This is a genomic window from Mycobacterium shigaense (genome assembly GCF_002356315.1).
In the GTDB taxonomy this organism is placed as follows: Bacteria; Actinomycetota; Actinomycetes; order Mycobacteriales; family Mycobacteriaceae; genus Mycobacterium; species Mycobacterium shigaense.
This window is the reverse complement of sequence record NZ_AP018164.1, coordinates 1320020-1339081: the sequence shown is the minus strand read 5'-3', so window position 1 is coordinate 1339081 and position 19062 is coordinate 1320020. Positions and strand designations below refer to the sequence as shown.

Annotated in this window: 15 protein-coding genes and 1 pseudogene; 6 read left to right on the top strand and 10 right to left on the bottom strand. The window is 70.9% G+C overall.

The window, feature by feature from the left end:
- Position 1: 1 nt before the first annotated feature.
- On the bottom strand, positions 2 to 901 hold the full coding sequence (locus MSG_RS06325; RefSeq protein WP_142404456.1) for an NHL repeat-containing protein: 900 nt from the start codon (positions 899 to 901) through the stop codon (positions 2 to 4).
- Positions 902 to 1021: 120 nt separating this feature from the next.
- Here MSG_RS06325 and MSG_RS06320 point away from each other — a divergent pair, with 120 nt between their 5' ends.
- Together MSG_RS06320 and MSG_RS06315 are read left to right on the top strand one after the other, a co-directional pair.
- The gene (locus MSG_RS06320; protein WP_096444148.1) at positions 1022 to 1882 is read left to right on the top strand and encodes a cyclodehydratase; all 861 of its coding nucleotides are present in this window, start codon (positions 1022 to 1024) and stop codon (positions 1880 to 1882) included.
- Positions 1883 to 1929: 47 nt separating this feature from the next.
- Positions 1930 to 3274, top strand: a pseudogene (locus MSG_RS06315) (macrolide-binding ATPase MABP-1).
- A gap of 13 nt (positions 3275 to 3287) precedes the next feature.
- Here the strand turns inward: MSG_RS06315 and MSG_RS06310 are convergent.
- The 3 genes from MSG_RS06310 to MSG_RS06305 all read right to left on the bottom strand — a co-directional run bounded on the left by MSG_RS06310 (position 3288) and on the right by MSG_RS06305 (position 6014).
- Positions 3288 to 3557: a WhiB family transcriptional regulator gene (locus tag MSG_RS06310; RefSeq protein ID WP_096438025.1), complete on the bottom strand. Its 270-nt coding sequence runs from the start codon at positions 3555 to 3557 to the stop codon at positions 3288 to 3290.
- A gap of 132 nt (positions 3558 to 3689) precedes the next feature.
- Positions 3690 to 3821, bottom strand: coding sequence for a hypothetical protein (locus tag MSG_RS25835; RefSeq protein WP_258173937.1), 132 nt, complete (start codon positions 3819 to 3821; stop codon positions 3690 to 3692).
- A gap of 96 nt (positions 3822 to 3917) precedes the next feature.
- Positions 3918 to 6014, bottom strand: a complete 2097-nt coding sequence (locus tag MSG_RS06305; protein ID WP_170063189.1) for an ATP-dependent DNA helicase UvrD2 — start codon at positions 6012 to 6014, stop codon at positions 3918 to 3920.
- 204 nt (positions 6015 to 6218) lie between these two features.
- Here MSG_RS06305 and mrx1 point away from each other — a divergent pair, with 204 nt between their 5' ends.
- Together mrx1 and MSG_RS06295 are read left to right on the top strand one after the other, a co-directional pair.
- Positions 6219 to 6473, top strand: a complete 255-nt coding sequence (mrx1, locus tag MSG_RS06300) for a mycoredoxin Mrx1 (protein ID WP_096438023.1) — start codon at positions 6219 to 6221, stop codon at positions 6471 to 6473.
- A gap of 58 nt (positions 6474 to 6531) precedes the next feature.
- The gene (locus MSG_RS06295) at positions 6532 to 7161 is read left to right on the top strand and encodes a sensor domain-containing protein (RefSeq protein ID WP_096438021.1); all 630 of its coding nucleotides are present in this window, start codon (positions 6532 to 6534) and stop codon (positions 7159 to 7161) included.
- Between the two features lie 17 nt (positions 7162 to 7178).
- On the opposite strand, the gene nudC is transcribed toward MSG_RS06295, so the two are convergent.
- From nudC to MSG_RS06275, 4 genes are all read right to left on the bottom strand, one after another.
- The gene (gene nudC, locus MSG_RS06290; protein ID WP_096438019.1) at positions 7179 to 8102 is read right to left on the bottom strand and encodes an NAD(+) diphosphatase; all 924 of its coding nucleotides are present in this window, start codon (positions 8100 to 8102) and stop codon (positions 7179 to 7181) included.
- Between the two features lie 18 nt (positions 8103 to 8120).
- The gene (locus tag MSG_RS06285; protein ID WP_096438017.1) at positions 8121 to 9191 is read right to left on the bottom strand and encodes a potassium channel family protein; all 1071 of its coding nucleotides are present in this window, start codon (positions 9189 to 9191) and stop codon (positions 8121 to 8123) included.
- A gap of 67 nt (positions 9192 to 9258) precedes the next feature.
- A complete protein-coding gene (locus MSG_RS06280) occupies positions 9259 to 12606 on the bottom strand; it encodes an ATP-dependent helicase (RefSeq protein ID WP_373421135.1) in 3348 nt (1115 codons plus the stop codon).
- Complete coding sequence (locus tag MSG_RS06275; RefSeq protein ID WP_096438015.1) at positions 12573 to 15713, bottom strand: ATP-dependent helicase; 3141 nt, start codon at positions 15711 to 15713, stop codon at positions 12573 to 12575. Before MSG_RS06275 ends, MSG_RS06280 begins: the two co-directional genes overlap by 34 nt.
- A 76-nt stretch (positions 15714 to 15789) precedes the next feature.
- Between MSG_RS06275 and MSG_RS06270 the strand changes: the two genes are divergently transcribed.
- Both MSG_RS06270 and MSG_RS06265 read left to right on the top strand, forming a co-directional pair.
- The gene (locus MSG_RS06270; protein ID WP_096438013.1) at positions 15790 to 16575 is read left to right on the top strand and encodes an alpha/beta hydrolase; all 786 of its coding nucleotides are present in this window, start codon (positions 15790 to 15792) and stop codon (positions 16573 to 16575) included.
- Position 16576: 1 nt separating this feature from the next.
- Entirely contained in the window at positions 16577 to 16885 is a 309-nt protein-coding gene (locus MSG_RS06265; RefSeq protein WP_096438011.1) for an MGMT family protein, read from the top strand.
- 10 nt (positions 16886 to 16895) lie between these two features.
- Here the strand turns inward: MSG_RS06265 and MSG_RS06260 are convergent, their stop codons facing one another.
- Together MSG_RS06260 and moeZ are read right to left on the bottom strand one after the other, a co-directional pair.
- Positions 16896 to 17750 (bottom strand): TIGR02569 family protein, encoded by an 855-nt coding sequence (locus MSG_RS06260; RefSeq protein ID WP_096438009.1) that lies wholly within the window; start codon positions 17748 to 17750, stop codon positions 16896 to 16898.
- Between the two features lie 94 nt (positions 17751 to 17844).
- On the bottom strand, positions 17845 to 19035 hold the full coding sequence (gene moeZ / locus MSG_RS06255) for an adenylyltransferase/sulfurtransferase MoeZ (RefSeq protein ID WP_096438007.1): 1191 nt from the start codon (positions 19033 to 19035) through the stop codon (positions 17845 to 17847).
- Between the last annotated feature and the right edge of the window lie 27 nt (positions 19036 to 19062).

Here is a 19062-nt window from a genome sequence, read left to right as displayed (position 1 = left end):
CCTATCTCGCCGGCAGCTTGAGCACGCGATTGTTGGTGTTGTCGGTGACGTAGACATTGCCGGCGGCGTCCACCGCGACGCCCAGCGGGGTTTTCAGGCCGGCGAACGACAGCTCGACCGGCGTGTTCGACCCAGCCGGCAGCTTGAACACCCGACCGATGTTGCCGCCGACGTCGATGACGTAGATGTCGCCGGCGGCGCTCACCGCCACCCCCTTGGGACACCGCAGCCCGGTGAAGGGCAGCTCGGCCGGGAGGTTCGACGCGGCGGGCAGCTTGAGGACCCGACTTTCCCGGCCGTCGATGACGTCGCAGTCGGTGACATAAACGTCGCCGGCGGTGCTCACCGCAGCGTCCAGCGGGTCTTTCAGGCCGGTGAACGGCAGCTCGACCGGAGCCTTCGCCCCGGCGGGCAGCTTGAGCACCCGGGGGGTGTAGTCGGTGACGTAGACGTCGCCCGCGGTGCCCACCGCCATGCCGAACGGCATCTTCAGGGGACCGAACGGGAGCTCGACCGGCGTCGGCGACCCGGTCGGCAGTTCGTACACCCGGTTGTCGCTGTTGTCGGCGACAAAGAGGTTGCCGTCGGCGCTGACCGCCAGCCCCAGCGGATCTTCCAGGCCGGGTAGCGGTACGTCGACCGAGGCGGTCGACCCCGCAGGCAATTTGAGTAGCCGATCTTTGCCGTCGCCGATGACATACACGCTGCCCGCGCCGTCCAGCGACAGCCCCTTGGGACCGACCAGGCCGGTGAACGGCAGCTCGACCTGCGCCGGCCGGCCGGACTGCGACGACGCGGCCTGTTGCGATGAGTGACACCCGGCGATGGCGACGAGGGCGACGGCGGCCAGCACAAGTGACGTCGGGCGCCCCGGCACATAGCGGCCCTCACGCCGACCCAAACGATCACTCCTGCGGGCTCGCGAACGATCAAGCTTTGTCAGGGCATCAGTATGCGTGCCCGGCGGGTGCTGTGGATAACCGAGCGGGCCGCACGCCAGCGCCTGGCACTGTCGGAACTTATGCCGCAGGCAGCCACAGCTCTGTATGCGTTGGACCCGTCGCTGCCGGTGCTGCTGCGCCCCGACGGTGCGGTGCAGGTGGGCTGGGATCCGCGCCGGGCGGTGCTGGTCCGCCCACCGCCCGGCCTGACCGCACCTGCCCTGGCCGCGCTGCTGCGTTCGATGCGATCACCCCTGCCGATCACCGAGCTGCAGCGCCAAGCGGTCGAGCGAGGGTGGACTGACACCGACGGCCTGGCCGACTTCGTCGCGCAACTGGTGAGCGCCCGGGTGGTGACCAGCTGCCGCCGCCGGCCCGTCGGCCGGACGGCGTCGATCCGGATCCACGGACGCGGACCGCTGTCGGACCTGCTGGTCGAATCGCTGCGCTGTTCGGGGGCGCGGATTGCGCACAGCAGCCAGCCCCACGCCACGGTCTCCCCCGCGGCGGCGGACCTGGTGGTGCTGACCGATTACCTGGTCGCCGACCCGCGTCTGCTGCGCGACCTGCACAGCCAGGGGGTCGCGCACCTCCCGGTCCGGGTCCGCGACGGCACCGGCCTGGTCGGACCGCTGGTGATACCCGGGGTGACTTCGTGCCTGACGTGCGCGGATCTGCATCGCCTCGACCGCGACGCCGCATGGCCGGCGATCGCCGCCCAGCTGCGCGAGACGGTTGGGGTGGCCGACCGGGCGACGCTGCTCGCGACGGCGGCACTGGCGCTCAGCCAGGTGAACCGAGTGATCGCCGCGGTACGCGGACAGCAGCAGGCACCCGATCCCGGTCCGCCCCAGGCGCTCAATGCCACGCTGGAGTTCGACCTCAACGCCGGCGCCATCCGCGCCCGGCACTGGACCAGGCACCCGCTGTGTGGGTGTTGACCGCCCGTCACTGTTGCCTAGATCAAACTCCCGACGGCTGAGCCGTCATGGATGATGGAAGTTGTGTCGGAGATCAAACGGGGGCGCGCTGCCCGCAACGCCAAGCTGGCCAGCATTCCGGTCGGGTTTGCGGGGCGTGCGGCGTTGGGCTTCGGTAAGCGCCTGACCGGCAAGTCGAAGGACGAGGTCCAGGCCGAGCTGCTGGAAAAGGCCGCCAACCAGCTGTTCACCGTGCTGGGCGAGCTCAAGGGTGGCGCCATGAAGGTCGGCCAGGCGCTGTCGGTGATGGAAGCCGCCATCCCCGACGAGTTCGGCGAGCCCTACCGCGAAGCGCTGACCAAGTTGCAGAAGGACGCCCCGCCGCTGGCCGCCGAGAAGGTGCACCGGGTACTCGACGCTCAGCTGGGCACCAAGTGGCGCGGGCGCTTCACGTCGTTCGACGACACGCCGATCGCGTCGGCCAGCATCGGCCAGGTGCACAAGGCGGTGTGGTCCGACGGCCGCGAAGTCGCGGTCAAGATCCAGTACCCGGGCGCCGACGAGGCCCTGCGCGCCGACCTGAAAACCATGCAGCGCCTGGTCGGGGTGTTCAAGCAGCTCTCGCCCGGCGCCGACGTCCAGGGCGTCGTCGACGAGCTGATCGAGCGCACCGAGATGGAACTCGACTACCGGCTCGAGGCCGATAACCAGCGCGCCTTCGCCAAGGCCTATCGCGACCATCCCCACTTCGCGGTGCCGCGGGTGGTGGCCAGCGCCCCCAAGGTGGTGATCCAGGAGTGGATCGAAGGCGTGCACATGGCCGACATCATCCGCAGCGGCACCCGGGAGCAGCGCGACCTGATCGGCTCCCGCCTGCTCGAACTCACCTTCGACGCACCGCGGCGCGTCGAGATGCTGCACGGCGACGCCCACCCGGGCAACTTCATGCTGTTGCCCGACGGGCGGATGGGTGTGATCGACTTCGGCGCGGTGGCCGAGCTGCCCGGCGGCTTGCCGATCGAGCTCGGGATGACCATCCGACTGGCCCGCGACAAGAACTACGACCTGCTGTTGCCGACGATGGAGAAGGTTGGCTTCATCCAAAAGGGCGAGCAGGTGTCGGTGCGCGACATCGACGACATGCTGCGCCAGTACGTCGAACCCATCGAGGTGGACGAGTTCCACTACACGCGCAAGTGGCTGCAGAAGATGTCCACCATCGAGATCGACCGGTCGGTGTCGCAGATCAGGACGGTCCGGCAGATGGATCTACCACCCAAGCTGGTGATCCCGATGCGGGTGATCTTGTCGGTGGCCGCGATCCTGTGCCAGCTCGATGCGCGGGTGCCGGTCAAGAAACTGACCGAGGAGCTGGTCCCCGGCTTCGCCGAGCCCGACACCGCCGCCATCTAGCGATCGCTTTGGGCTAGGCGGCGACGGTGTCCTTGCGCGGGCGCCCGCGCGGGCGTTTGTAGCTCACCACCGACCCCCGGTCCAAGATCTCGCCTCCCCAGACACCCCAGGGTTCGGCCCGTTCCAGCGCCGCGGCCAGGCATTGCCGACGGATCGGGCAGCCGGTGCACAGGGCCTTGGCCCGTTCCAGGCCGGCCGGGGTGTCGGCAAACCACAAGTTGGGGTCGCCGACGTGGCATGGCAACACCGGCCGCGTCTGTCTAGGCACCGTCGATGCCGACATTTCGTGCTCACCTGCTTCCTGGTTGGGTTCCTGTGGCGGGTGATCCGGACCAGGTTGCGGGTTCTTACCCGAAAACTATGGCCACGGATCCTGGTGACTTCGGGTCCGTGGCCATTTGGGAAAGGGGGCTGGCTAGTTCTGGCCCCAATCCACGGACGCGTCAGTCGCAGCGGCGGCGTGATGCTTGGCGGCGGCGTGCGTGGCACGGGAGGTCCACGCGGAAAGCACCGCGCCGGCCACGTCTACTCCAACGGTGTTGATCATCGCGGCCACCTCCTTTTCCACTCAGACAGCGAATACGCGATTCCGAGGGTAAACGCTGGCGGCGCAAACAGGCAAACGATTTTCCGACCTGCGCGTTCAGCGGCTGCGTACCAGCTCCAGCACGTCGGCCCCGTACTGCTCGAGCTTGCGCGCCCCGATACCCGGGATCGCGATCAGGGCCGCGTCGTCGTCGGGCAGCAGCTCGGCGATCGCGATCAGGGTGTTGTCGGTGAACACCACATAGGCGGGCACCTTCTGTTCCTTGGCGACCTCCAGCCGCCACGCCTTGAGGCGGTTGAGCAGCTCCTCGTCGATGTCGGCCGAGCACGTCTCGCACCGCCGCAGCATGATCGCCGCCGGAGTCGTCAGATCCTGGTTGCAGATCCGGCAGCGGGTCTTGCCTTGTTTGCGGCGGGACTTGGCCGACGCCGGATCGACGCGCGCTTGCGGGGCGATGCCGTTGAGAAACCGCGACGGCTTGCGGGTCTGGCGACCGCCCGGGCTTCGCGACAGCGCCCAGCTGAGCGCCACATGCATTCGGGCCCTGGTGATTCCGACGTAGAGCAGGCGGCGCTCTTCCTCGACGGGTTCGCTCTCCGGGCCGTGCGCCAGGGCGTGCGAGATCGGCAGCGTGCCGTCGGCCACACCGACCAGGAACACCGCATCCCACTCGAGTCCCTTCGCGGCATGCAGGGACGCCAGCGTGACTCCCTGCACCACCGGTGGGTGCCGCGCGTCGGCCCGCGTGCGCAGCTCGGTCACCAGCGCCGGAAGGTCCAGTTGCGGGCGCTGGGCCACCTCGTCGTCGACCAACTCGGCGAGCGCGGTCAATGCTTCCCACCGCTCGCGGGCCCGCGTGCCGACCGGTTCCTCGGCCGTCAGCCCGAGCGGTTCCAGCACCGCGCGCACCAACTCGGGCAGGGGTCCGTCGGCCCCGCGTTCGGCTGCGCGGTGCAGCGCGAGCAGCGCCTGTTTGATCTCCTGGCGGTTGAAAAACCCCTCGCCGCCGCGAACCTGATAGGCGATCCCGGCCTCGGTCAGCGCTTCCTCGTAGATCTCGGACTGCGCGTTGACGCGATACAGGATTGCGATTTCGGCCGGCGCGGTGCCGGATTCGATCAGCCGGGCGATCGCCTTCGCGACCGCGGCCGCCTCGGCGGTCTCGTCGGGATGCTCGTGGAACGACGGGGCCGGGCCGGGCGGACGCTGGCCGGACAGCTGCAGTTTGCTGCCGGCCACCCGGCCGCGTGCGGCGGCGATGACCTGGTTGGCCAGCGACACCACCTGCGGCGTAGACCGATAGTCGCGCTCCAGGCGCACCACCGTGGCGTCGGGGAACTGCCGGGAGAAGTCGAGCAGGAACCTCGGCGAGGCCCCGGTGAACGAGTAGATCGTCTGGTTTGCATCGCCGACGACGGTCAGGTCGTCCCGATCGCCCAGCCAGGCCGACAACACCCGCTGCTGCAGCGGGGTCACATCCTGGTACTCGTCGACGACGAAACAGCGGTAGCGATCTCGGAACTCCTCGGCGACCGCGGCGTCGTTCTCGATGGCGGCGGCAGTGTGCAGCAACAGGTCGTCGAAGTCGAGCAGCGTCACCGATTCGTCGCGGACCTTGAGCGCCTCGTAGGCCGCATAGACGCCCGAGACTTTGGCGGCGTCCATTGGAATGTCGCGGCCGGCCGCGGCCACCGCGCCGGGGTATTGCTCGGGGCTGATCAGCGACGCCTTGGCCCACTCGATCTCGCCGGCCAAGTCGCGCACGTCATCGGTGCTGGCGTTCATCCGGGCGCGGTTCGCGGCCCGGGCGACGACGGGGAACTTGGTGTCCAGCAGCTGCCAGCCGGTCTCGCCGACCACCCGCGGCCAGAAATACCGCAGCTGGCGGAGCGCGGCCGCGTGAAACGTCAGGGCCTGCACCGCGCCGACGGCCGCGGCCGTCCGCGAGCCGGCATCCAGCGCGCGCAGCCTGGCGCGCATCTCCCCCGCCGCGCGCTGGGTGAAGGTGACCGCCAGCACCTGGCCCGCGGCGACGTGGCCGCCGGCAACGAGGTTGGCGATGCGGTGAGTGATCGTGCGGGTCTTGCCGGTTCCGGCGCCGGCGAGCACGCAGACCGGCCCGCGCGCCGCGAGCACCGCTTCCAGCTGTTCGTCGTCCAGTCCGGCGGTCAACGGGTCGGCGACCAACGGCATGGCGTCCATCTTGGCAGCGATCACCGACAAAACGGGCGTTTCGCCACGCCCGGCGCGCGGAACACATCGTCGCTGGGCTCCGCCGAACGGCCCGGCTCCTCGCGCCCGCTTCGCGGAACACATCGTCGCTGGGCTCCGCCGAACGGCCCGGCTCCTCGCGCCCGCTTCGCGGAACACATCGTCGCTGGGCTACGTTTACCGACTATGGCCAACGCTGCGGTTACCGTCTACTCGACGTCTTGGTGTGGTTACTGCCATCGGCTGATGACCGTGCTCAAGTCCAACGGAATTCCCTACGACACCGTCGACATCGAACACGACGCGGCGGCGGCAGAATTCGTCAGCTCGGTCAACGGCGGCAACAGGACGGTTCCCACCGTCAAGTTCTCCGACGGGTCGACGTTGACCAACCCCAGCGTCGCCGAGGTCAAGGCGAAGTTGGGCGCCGTCTCCGGCTGACCGTAGCGCCGAAAGGCGATGAGCGGTCCAGCCCGCTGCGGCGCCTAGGATACGAGCCATGTCATCAATTTCGCGGTGGGTGGCAGCTGTCTGTAGTGCGGTGGTGGTGGCGGGTTGTTCCTACACCTACACCAGCAAGCCGGCCGTGGGCCGCGTGGCGCGGATCGACGACATGATCGTCAGCGTCCAGGACGTGCGGCACATCGCCGAGGCAGACGACCTCGCGCCGCGCAGTGAGGGTGATACGCACAAGCCGCCGCCGGCCGACGGCAATGCGCCCGGGCCGTGCCGGGCGGTGGGACACAACGAGAACACCTTCGGCAACGGCTGGTCGGAATTCCGCAGCGCGAGCTATCACGGCGTCACCGACGACATCGAACCGCTCGGAAACTCGATGGTCAACGGGGTGACCCAGGCCATTGCCCGATACCCGACCTCCGACAACGCGCTGGCCGCCTTCCACCAGCTGGAATCCGCGCTGCAGGCGTGCGTCGCGCTGCACAACGCCGACTATGACTTCGCCCTCAACAAGGCGGATCCCGATACTATGCGGCTCAGCGACCATCAGTGGTGCCATCTGTACCGCGTGAAATCGGCCGTGCTGATCTCGGTGGGCGCGGTGGGCCTCGAGGCGGCCGATCAGGTCGCCAACACCGTCCTGCAGACGATCACCGATCGCGCCAAGTAACGGCCCGGGTGGCCGGATCAGCCGGCCGCCGCCCAGGACTCGATGATCACGCGCGCGATCGAAATGGACCCGGGCAGAAGCAGTTTCGACTCCGACCCGCTGGACCAGTCACCGGCGTCGAGCGCGGCACGCACCTCGTCGCGGGTGAACCAGGCCGCCTCGGCGATTTCCCCGTCGTTGAACGCGAATTCCTCGGCCGGATCGGCCAGGGCATGGAAGCCGACCATCAGCGAGCGCGGAAACGGCCACGGCTGACTGCCCAAGTAGCGGACGTCGCGCACGGTCAGGCCGATCTCCTCGCGGATCTCGCGGCAGACGCAGACTTCGAAAGACTCACCGGCCTCGACGAATCCGGCCAACAGCGAGAACATCCGCTCGGGCCATACCGCCTGGCGGGCCAGCACCGCGCGGTCGCCGCCGTCGTGCACCAGGCAGATCACCGCCGGGTCGATGCGCGGGAATTCCTCCTGCCCGGTGACCGGGTTGATCCGTGACCAGCCCGCCCTGGCGGGTTTTGTCGGGGAGCCGTCGATCGCGCTAAACCGTGCGCTGTCATGCCAATTCAGCAGTGCGACCGCCGAGGACATCAGCTGGCTGCTGGTGTCGTCGAAGATCGGGCCGAGGCTGCGCAGGTTGACCACCTCGGCGTGCACCTCGGGGTCCCCGGGCGCCTGCAACGCTCCCCGGATGGCCCACACGTGCTGCCCGCCGTCGATGCGGCCAAGGAACACCGCGCCTTTGGGCGGCGTTTCGGCCAGTTCGGCCGCGGCGCCCAGCACGACCCGGCCGTTGGCGACGAGCACCTGGTTGCGGGAATCCACCCGCAGTAGCGCCGCGTCCGCCCACCCGGCGGTGGCGGCGTCGATGTCGGTGCGCAACTGGTCGGCGCGGTCGGCACCGACCCGCGACAGCAGCGGAACACTGGTCAGCTGAAAGTCCACACTGAGCCCTTTCGGCCGCTAGTGCCCGGTGTTTCGGATGTACACGAGCCGGTCAGTGGCCTCGATGGCGTCCACCTCGGGCGCCCCGATGCGCAGCAGCCGGCCTTCGCGCACTACGCCGAGCACAAGGTCGCTCAAATGCCGCGGGGATCCACCGACTTCGGCCGGCTCGACCTCCCGCTCGGCGATGGCCAGCCCGGCGTCCGGGGTCAGCAGATCCTCGATCATCTCGACGACGCTGGGCGTGGTGGTCGCGAGGCCCAGCAGCCGACCGGCGGTCTCCGAGGACACCACCACCGAATCCGCACCCGACTGCTGCAGCAGATGCGAGTTCTCAGCCTCCCGGATCGCGGCCACGATGCGGGCCTTGGGCGCGATCTCGCGCGCCGTCAGGGTCACCAGCACCGCGGTGTCGTCGCGGTTGGCGGCGACGATGACCGACGCCGCGTGCTGGACCCCGGCCAACCGCAGCACGTCGGACTTGGTGGCGTCGCCGTGCACGGTGACCAGTCCGGCCGCCGCGGCATGCTCGAGGGCGCTGCGGTCGGTGTCGACGACGACGATCTCGCCCCTGGCGTCTTCGTCGCTGATTCGGGCGGCCACGGCCCTTTTGCCCTTGGTGCCGTAGCCGATCACGACGGTGTGGTCGCGCACTTTGTTCCTCCAACGCTGGATCTTCCACGCCTGCCTCGACCGCTCGGACAAGAGCTCGAGTGTCGTGCCGACCAATACGATCAAAAACGCGATCCGCAGCGGCGTGAACACCACGGTGTTGACCAGTCGCGCGGCTTCGCTGATCGGGGTGATGTCGCCGTATCCCGTCGTCGACAGCGAGACCGCCGCGAAGTAGAGGCAGTCCAGGAACGTCAGCGGCGCGCCGCGCACATCGCGGTAGCCGTTGCGGTCCAGGTAGACGACGAGGGCCGCGCCGCACAACAGCACCAACGCGATGGCCAGTCGTCGGGCGATGACCCGCCCGGGGCCGGTTTGGTCTTCGGGGATGCGCAGCACGCCGACCAATAGGTGGCCGGGCTGCACGGTCAGCCTCTCGTCGAGACCTTTGAGTCGCCGCAACCTACCCTTGGGCACAGTGGCCCATCACCGGCTCGCCCCACACACCTCTCACATGTAACCACGATCAACCGCCCACGGCGCATCAGACGGCGACATCGTGGCTGTCGACGACGGGGGCCAACAACCCGGCCAGCTCGGTGACGTCGGGAAGCTCGTCGGGGGTGACGGTGGTCCGCGTGCGGACGTAGTGGAACGCGGTGCGCACCGCCGATTCCGGGCATCCGGACAGCGCGGCCCACGCCATGCGGTAGACGGCGAGCTGGACGGCGGCCTGCCCCAGGGCTTCCGGCCCGTGCGGCGGCTCACCGGTCTTCCAGTCCACCACCGTGGCGCCGCCGTCCGGGTCGGCGAACACGGCGTCGATGCGGCCGCGCACCACGGTGTCGCCGATCGGCATCTCGAAGGGCACCTCGACGGCGATGGGCGTGCGGGTCGCCCACCGGGACGCGGCGAATGCCTCCTGCAGCGCAGCCAGTTCCGAGGTGTCACCGACGTCGGAGTCCACCGCCCCCGGCAGGTCGCTGAGATCGAACAGCCATTCGGCTCCGTAGAATTTTTGCACCCAGGCGTGAAAGGCGTTGCCCAGCAGGGCATGCGGGTCCGGCCGACTCGGCAGCCGATGAGCCAGCCGCTGCGCGGCACCGGCCGGGTCACGCGCCAGGTCGACCAGGCCGCTGACCGACACCTGACTGGGCAGATCGCGGGCCGCGGGCGCCGCGCTGCGGGCCCGCTCCGCCAGCAATGCATCGACGTCAGCCGCCCAGCCGTCGACGTCGGGGCCGGGCTGCGCCGGGCCGGTTGCCATGACCTGCGCGACCAGCGCGGCGCCGCGTTCGACGTCGCCGCGTCGCCCGGCCAGCGGGTCTGCTGGCCACACCGCCTCGATAGCGCTGTCGCGCAGCGGGTTTCGCTCACTATCGGCGGGCGCGGGAGCCCACTCGTCCACCATGCCGCAGGGCTCGCCGGCGGCCGTCGACCGGTCGATGATGTCCTTGAGTTCGCACAGGAAGTCCGACGGCCCTCGCGGCTTGGCGCCGGTTGGACCCCAGTGGTGCCCGGACACCAGTAGGGTGTCCTCCGCGCGAGTTATCCCCACGTAGAGCAGCCGTCGCTCCTCGTCGATGCGGCGTTGCTCCAGATGGCGGCGATGCTCGGAAATATTGTCCGACAACTGCTTTCGATTGGTCACGTCCGAGGTGTCCAGCACCGGGACGCCCAGCGAGCCGGCCGAGGAGCGATCACCGCGCAGCAGCGGCGGCAGCTCGGCGGCGTCGGTGAGCCAGCTGCTGCGCGAGGCAGTGGACGGAAATGTCCCGCCCGACAGGTGCGCCACCGCCACCACCTGCCACTCCAGGCCCTTCGCCGAGTGCACGGTGAGCACCTGCACCCTGTCCCGCGCGACCGCCAAAGAGGCTGGAGCCAAACCATTTTCGACGGCCTCGGCCGCGTCCAGGTAAGCCAGCAGACCGAGCACAGATGCCGCCGCGGATGCGTCGATGGCGCCGGCCGTGGCCGTCGTCCGTTCGGCGTAGCCGGCGACCACGTCGGCGAACGCGTCGAGGTGCTCGGCGCCGGACCAGCCTCCGGAGGCCCCCGCCGCGGCGCGGGCCTCGCAGTCGACACCCAGGACGCGGCGCACCTCGGCGACCAGGTCGGGCAGTGCATGCCCGAGGTGGCCGCGCAGGGCGCTGACCTCGGCGCCCAGCGAGACGATACGCTGATGCCCCGCAGCGGAATACAAATCGGACGGCCCCGGGTCGCTGAGCGCGTCGGCCAGACATGCGGCGTCGGCATCGAAGGTGGCGGGTGCGGCGGCCATCGCGATGGCCTGGGCCGAGGGCGTCTCGTCGCCGCGGCGCGGTCCGGCAAGCGCCGACGCGCGCCGCCAGAGGGCGGCAATGTCGCGGCCGCCGAGGCGCCACCGTGGTCCCGACAGCACCCGCATGGCCGCGGCGCCTGCCGTCGGGTCGGCGACCAGCCGCAGCATCGCGACGACGTCGGCGACCTCCGGGACGGACAGCAGGCCGGCCAGCCCGACCACCTCGACCGGCAGGCCGCGGGCGCGAAGCGCATCGGCGATGGGCGCGGCATCGGCGTTGCGGCGCACCAAGACTGCGGCAGTGGGCGGGCTGACTCCGTCGGCGTCGGCCCGGCGGTACCGCTCCTGCAGGTGATCGGCAATCCACTCTCGCTCGGCGCGCGCGTCGGCGAGTAAGGCGGCGCGGACGGTGCCGGGCGGGGCGTCCGGACGAGGCCGCAACGCGTGTACCGCGACGGATCTCCGCCGCGCCTCGGCGGAGATGGCATTGGCGACGTGCAGCGTGCGCGGCGGGTTGCGCCAACTGGTCCGCAGCTCGAGGACCGGCGCGGGACTGCCGTCGGAGCGAGGAAAGTCGGTGGTGAACCGCGGCAGGTTGGTCGCTGACGCGCCCCGCCAGCCGTAGATCGACTGAATCGGGTCGCCGACGGCCGTCAGCACCAACCCGTCGTCGATACCGCCACCGAACAGCGACGACAACGCCACGCGCTGGGCATGCCCGGTGTCCTGGTACTCGTCGAGCAGCACCACCCGATAGCGGCTACGCAGGTCCTGGCCCACCTGAGGGAATGCCGCCGCGAGCCTTGCCGCGGCGGCCATCTGCGCGCCGAAGTCCATGACCTTGGCAGCGCGCATCCGCTCCTGGAGCGCGTCGAGCAGCGGCACCAGCTCGGTACGCTCCGTCTGGGTCGCCAGCAGCCGCTGCAGCCATTGGCTCGGGCCGCGGTCGCGCTGATGGGGTCCCGCGGGCAGGGTGTGGACCAGGCGCTCGAGCTCGACGTGGGTGTCGCGCAGTTGGTCGGTGTCCACCAGGTGCTCGGCGAGCTGACCCCACAACCGCAGCAGCATCGAGGTGACCGCGGCCGGAGTCTTGTCGATGCGCAGCGGCCCCTCGTACCGGCTGACCACGTCAAAGGCCAACTGCCACAACTCGGTTTCGCTGAGCAGCCGGGTGTCGGGCTCGACCGGCAACAGCAACCCGTAGTCGCGCAGCAGCGAGCCCGCGAAAGCGTGATAGGTGCTGACCGTCGGGGCGCCGACCGGGTCGGCATCGGGCCCGGCCGCGCCGCCCGCTCCCGGGCGGATGCCCGCCAGCCGGGCCAGCCGGGACCGGACCCGGCGCAAGAGCTGGCCCGCGGCCTTGCGGGTGAACGTCAACCCCAGCACCTGTCCGGGCTCGGCGTAGCCGTTGGCCACCAGCCACACCACTCGCGCCGCCATCGTCTCGGTCTTGCCCGCGCCCGCCCCGGCGATCACTACCAGCGGTCCCGGCGGCGCGGCGATGACCGCGGCCTGCTCCGGCGTCGGAGGGAAAAGCCCTAGCGCGCCGGCCAATTCGGCGGGGCTGTAGCGCGCGGTCACTGCGCCGCCCCGTCGGCGTAGGCCGGACAGCTCGGCCGCAGCGTGCAGTGGCCGCACCCGCCGTTGCGACGGGCGACGAACTGCGGCCCCGTCGTCGCGTCGGCCGCCTGCCGGACGATCTCGCGCCATTCGGCGCGGGCGTCCGGGGTCAGCGGATCCTGCTGGCGTTCGGTGACGCCCGCCGCCCCCGTCCTGCCGATGTAGACCAGGCGCGCACCGCCGGGCTCTGCGTCGTCGGAGCCGGCAATCATGCCCTCGGCGACGGCTAGCTGGTACATCGCCAGCTGAGCGTGTTGCTGCGCCTCGTCCTTGCTAACCGGGGTCTTGCCGGTTTTGACGTCGACCACCACCGACCGCCCGGCACCGTCGCGTTCCAGGCGGTCGACCCGGCCGCGCAGCCGAACCTCGCCGCCGTCGGTGCGCGGCGTACCGAGCACGCCGTCGACGTCGACCTCCACCCCGACCTCGCGCAGTTCGCCGCGCGTCCGCGCGCGCCACTCGACGAACGCCCGGACCATGGCGCGGTGCCGATCGCGCTCGTTGTCGGCGTGCCAGCGGGCGTCGAATGGCAGGTGTGCCCAGGCGCGGTCGAGCTCGGCGAGCAGTTGGTCCTCGCTCTTGCCCGGTTCCGCGATCAGCGCGTGCAGCACCGAGCCGAGGGTCGACCGCAGCTCGCGCGGGTTTGTTCCGCCGTGCCGCTCCACCAGCCAGCGCAACGGGCAGTCGGTCAGGGTCTGCAGCGTCGACGGCGTCAAGGTGGTCGGCTGGTCGCCGCCGCTGAGCGGTTCGGTGGTGCTGACCGGTGTCAGGCCGTGCCATCCGGCGGGATCGGCACCCGGCACGCCGGCCGCGGCGAGCCGGGCCAATTGTGTTGCCGCACAACGTCGTGCGGCGTCGTCGACCGCGCCGTCGGGAGCGCACACCACGCCGCGCAGCCGGCCGACCAGCGCCGTCGACGACAACACCCGCGGGGCCGAAACAGGCGGTGCTGCTTGAGTTGCAAGGCCGGCGTCGGCCCACTGGGCGACCTCGTCGAAAAACGGTGAGGGCAGGGCGGATCCCAGGTCCGGACCGTCCGTGTCACTGTCCACCGCGGTGACCAGCAGCCGGCACCGGGCCCGGCCCAGCGCGGCGACCAGCAGCCTGCGCTCCTCGGCCAGCAGCGGGGCCCGCACCGAGGCATCCTCGCCGACGCCGTCCAGCGTGTCGAGCAGCCGCTGCGTTCCCAGCACACCACCACGCGGAATCGTGTTGGGCCACAACCCTTCCTGCAGACCGGCGATGACCACCAGGTCCCACTCGTGCCCCAGGGCGGCGTGCGCGGACAGCACCCTGACCTGCTCGGCCGCCGATACCGGATCGGTGTTGACATTCGGCAGCTGCAGGGCGGCGACGTGCTCGATGAGCCCGCGCAACGAGGCGCCCGGGGTGCGCGACGCGTAATCGTCGGTGATGTCGAACAGCGCCGTTACCGCCGCGAGGTCGCGGCCGGCCTGGACGCCGACGGGACCGCCGCGCTCGATGGCCGACAGCCAGCGGCGCTGCAGACCGGACCGCTGCCACGCCGCCCACAGGATGTAGCGCGCGTCCAGGCCGTCGGCGTGGCAACGCGCGGCCGCGCTCAGTACCGCGCGGACGCGCTGTAGCGGGCGGGATTGCGCGGCCGGTGCGGCGGCGTCGGGGGTAACGGCAGCCGCCAGCAGGTTCGCGAAATCGTCCGGACCATCGGCCGCTTGCGCACGCAGCAGCGCCCGGCGCAGCTGCCGCAGCGACACCGGGTCGACGCGACCGATGGGCCCGGTCAGCAGCGCCAACGCCTGGTCCCCGGTCGGACCCGCGGCCGTCGCCGCCAGCACCGTCAGCAGGGCCCGTGCCGCGGGCTCCTCGACCAGCGGCCCGCTGGCGGCGGGTGCGGCCACCGGGACGCCGGCGGCGGCCAGGACCCGCGGCAACCGCACCCCGGCCCGCGGCACGGACCGGACGATGACCGCCATCTGCGACCACGGCACGCCGTCGATCAGGTGGGCGCGCCGCAGGGCGTCGGCGATCATCGCCGCCTCGGCCTGCGCCGAGGCGGCGAGCCGGACCTGGACCGATCCGTCGTCGGGGCCGCTGCCCTCGATGCACCGCCCGGCGCTGCCGCCGGGCAGCCGGCGCGCGATGCCGCTGACAGCCCGCGCCACCGCCGGCGCACACCGGTGTGACTGCGTCAGCGTCGCCGCCGGGGCGTCGCCGTCGAGCAGCGCGCCGGGTTCGCCGCCGCGGAAGCCGAACACGGCCTGGTTCGGGTCGCCGGCGACCAGCGCGAGTTCGGCGCCGGCGGCCAGCACCCGGACCAGTCGGGCCGCCTGCGGGTCGAGCTGCTGCGCGTCGTCGACGAGCAACAACCGAATGCGGGCGCGCTCGCCGGCAAGCAGCTCGGGATCGACCGCGAACGCCTCGAGGGCCGCACCGACCAGTTCGGCCGCGCCCAACGCGGGCGTCGTCGCCTGCGGCGCCGCCGTCCCAACTGCCGCCCGCAACAGCATCACCTGCTCGTACTGCCGGGCGAATTGCCCCGCCGCGGTCCATTCCGGCCGCCGGGACTGCCGCCCCAGCCGCTCCAGCGCCTGGGCGTCCACACCGCGTTCGGCACAGCGCGCCAACAGGTTTCGCAGCTCGGCGGCGAACCCGGCGGTGGTCAGGGCCGGCCACAGGTGCCGGGGCCACGCGACGGCCGCGGCGGGCCCGTCTTCGAGATCGCCGGCCAGCAGCTCGCGGATGATCGCGTCCTGCTCGGCGCTGGTGACCAGCCGCGGGGGTGCATCGCCGGCGCGCTCAGCGGCCCGCCGCAGGACCGCGTACGCGTAGCCGTGCACGGTGCGCACCACCGGCTCCCGGACCGCCACCGGGGCCGAACCGCTCGGTTGCGAACCCAGCAACGCCGTGGTCAGCGCGCTGCGCGCCGACAGCGGGATGCGGCCCGAACCGGTCAGCAGCAGAACTGATTTCGGGTCGATGCCGCCGCCGATCGCCCCGACGGCGGCATCGACCAGCAAGCTGCTCTTGCCGGTGCCGGGCCCGCCGAGGATGCGCACCACGCCGCGCGCGCCCGGCTCCAGGACGGCGTGTGCCTCCGCACCCCACGTGTAGGACATAGCGGCATGACATCACGAGGGTCCGACAAATTCGGTGTCGCCGCACGACGCCACGCGAGCCTGGCATCATCGACGCGTGAGCACCGACCTTCATGTGCACCGCTACGGTCCGCCCGGCCCGGTGCGGCTGCTCGCCCTGCACGGGCTGACCGGCCACGGGCAGCGCTGGCAGCAGCTGGCCGACTATCTGCCCGAAATCGCCATTGCCGCACCCGATCTCATCGGCCACGGCCGGTCGACGTGGGCCGCGCCGTGGACCATCGAAGCGAATGTCGCGGCACTAGGCGCGCTGCTCGACGAGCAGGCTCACGGCCCGGTGCTGGTCGTCGGCCATTCCTTCGGCGGCGGACTGGCAATGCATCTGGCCGCGGCGCGCCCGGACCGGGTGGCGGCGCTGCTGCTGCTCGACCCGGCGGTCGGCCTGGACGGCGGCTGGATGCGCGAGATCGCCGACGGGATGCTCTCCTCCCCCGACTATCCCGATCCCGCCGAGGCCCGAGCCGAGAAGGCGACGGGCTCCTGGGCGGACGTGGACCCGGCGGTGCTCGACGCCGAACTCGACGAGCACCTGGTCGAGCTGCCCAACGGCAGGTGCGGCTGGCGGGTGAGCGTGCCGGCGATGATGTCCTACTGGAGCCAGCTCGCCCGCGAGATCGTGCTGCCACCCGCCGGGACGCCGACGACGCTGGTGCGGGCGGCGTGGACGTCGCCGCCCTACGTCGGCGACCAACTCATCACCGGGCTGCGGCAACGGTCGGGATCCGAGTTCGACTTCCTGACCTTCGAGTGCAATCACATGGTGGCCGCCGCGAAGCCCACCGAAGTTTCCGCGCTGGTTCGCAAGCTGCTGGAAGCGGGCTGACATGGCGCCGGTGACCGACGAGCAGGTCGAGCGGGTGCGCTCGCTGGTCGCGGGCATTCCGCCGGGCCGGGTCGCCACCTACGGCGACATCGCCACTGTCGCAGGGCTTTCCAGCCCGCGGATCGTCGGCTGGATCATGCGCACCGACTCCTCCGACCTGCCCTGGCACCGGGTGATCACCGCGTCGGGGCGCCCCGCCCGGCATTTGACCACTCGGCAACTGGAGCTGCTGCGGGCCGAGGGGGTCCTCGCGAAGGACGGCAGGATCGCGCTCGGCGAGGTGCGCTTCGAGTTTCCCTCCGGCGGTTAGCACAGGCCTCTCAAAGAACCAGCCGCACCAGGGCCGCGGTGCGCGCCAGCCCGGGGAACGAGTCGGCGGTCGAGCGCGGGTGTAGCACGTGCACGGCCAAGCGAAACATCAACGCGCGCAACAACATCTGCGGCCACTCCGGCAGCGCGTTCCACCGCTCGATGAGCCCGTCGTCGGCCTCACCCCAGGACAGCGCGTCGACGACGACCACGCCGGCCGCCCACGACGCGGGCCGCCAGTAAGGCGTGATGTCGGTGATACCCGGGGCCGCGGTGCCGATGAACAACACCGTCCCGTAGAGGTCCCCGTGCACCAGCTGGTTAGGGCTCTTGGTCGGCCGGCGCAGGGTGGCCAGCTGGTTGATCAATTCCACCGAGCGCTGACCGTCGGCGCGCGGCGGCGCGGTGTGCGCGCCCGGCGGCACCGATGCCAGCGGCCGCTCTTCCCACGCGGAGCGGTCGGCGGCGATGAACACGTCGACGTCCGACCAGGGCGCCGTGGGCCCCTGGGTCAGGAATCGCGGGCGTTCCAGTTTGCCGGTCGCCTCGTGCAGCCGCACCGCGGCCGAGACGACCTCGTCGTGCCGGGGCTCCGGAGTGCCGGCGACGAAGGTGTCCGCGCGCCATCCGGAGACCACGTAGCGCCCGTCGGTCGAGCGGACCGGCCGGGCCAGCCGCACGCCGTCGACGAACAACGTCTCGCGCACCCGCGCCGACCACGCCGCACGCGCATGGTCGGCAACGGTCGACAACACGACCTCGCCGCACCGCCAGCCGCCCTCCCAGGTGACGCCCAGGGCGACGGGTTTGACACCGGCCAAACCGAACGCCGCCAGCACGTGCTCCGGCGGCGGCTCGACACTCACGGGGGTTAGCTTAGTTGGGCCACGATGCGGGTCGGCACGACTCGCTGAGGCGCCCGCTCAATCGGTTCGGTGGAGCCCCGTAGGGGGTATCGGCTCAGTACATCACCATGTCGGGTTGCATCTGCTGGGCCCAGGCCACGATCCCACCCTGCAAGTGCACCACATCGGTGAATCCGGCCTGCTGCAACGCGCCCAGCGCCTCGGCCGAGCGCACCCCCGTCTTGCAATACAGGACGGCTCTGCGGTCGCGCGGCAGCTTTGCCAGACCCTCGCCGGAACTGATCGACGAGCTCGGGATCAGCTGGGCACCCTCGATGTGATTGATCTCCCACTCGACCGGCTCGCGGACGTCGATCAGGGCCAGCTCCGTGCCGGAGTCCAGCAGCGCCCGCAACTCACGCGGGGTGATCGCCGAACCGGGGGTGGCCGCCCCGGCTTCGGGGGACGAGGGGTCGGACGCCGCGCCGCAGAACTGCTCGTAGTCGACGAGCCTGGTGATCTTGGGCGCCAACGGGTCCTTGCGGACATTGACGGTGCGATAGCTCATCTCGAGTGCGTCGTAGATCATCAGCCGCCCGAGCAGCGGTTCGCCCAGGCCAGTGATCAGTTTGATCGCCTCGGTGCCCATCACCGACGCGATCGACGCGCAGACGATGCCCAGCACGCCACCCTCGGCGCACGACGGGACCAGGCCGGGCGGCGGCGGCTCCGGGTACAGGTCGCGATAGTTCAACCCCAGGCCGGCCGGGGCGTCCTCCCAGAACACCGAGACCTGGCCCTCGAAGCGGTAGATCGAGCCCCAGACGTACGGCTTGCCGGCCAGCACCGCGGCGTCGTTGACCAGATACCGGGTGGCGAAATTGTCGGTGCCGTCGAGGATCAGGTCGTATTGCGCGAACAGCTCGACGGCGTTGGCCGCTTCCAGCCGGAACTCGTGCAATCGCACGTCGACTAGAGGGTTGATGGCGACGATGGAGTCGCGCGCCGACTGGGCCTTGGACCGCCCGACGTCGGCGGTCCCGTGGATGATCTGGCGCTGCAGGTTCGATTCGTCGACCACGTCAAAATCGACGATGCCGATCGTGCCGACGCCGGCCGCGGCGAGGTACAGCAACGTCGGGGCACCCAGGCCGCCGGCGCCGATCACCAGCACCCGGGCGTTCTTCAACCGCCGCTGCCCGTCCACACCCAGGTCGGGGATGACCAGATGCCGGCTGTAGCGCGCCACCTCGTCCCGCGTCAGCTCGCGGGCGGGTTCGACGAGGGGCGGCAACGAAGTTCGCACACCACCGAGGTTAGGCCCTGGTCGTAG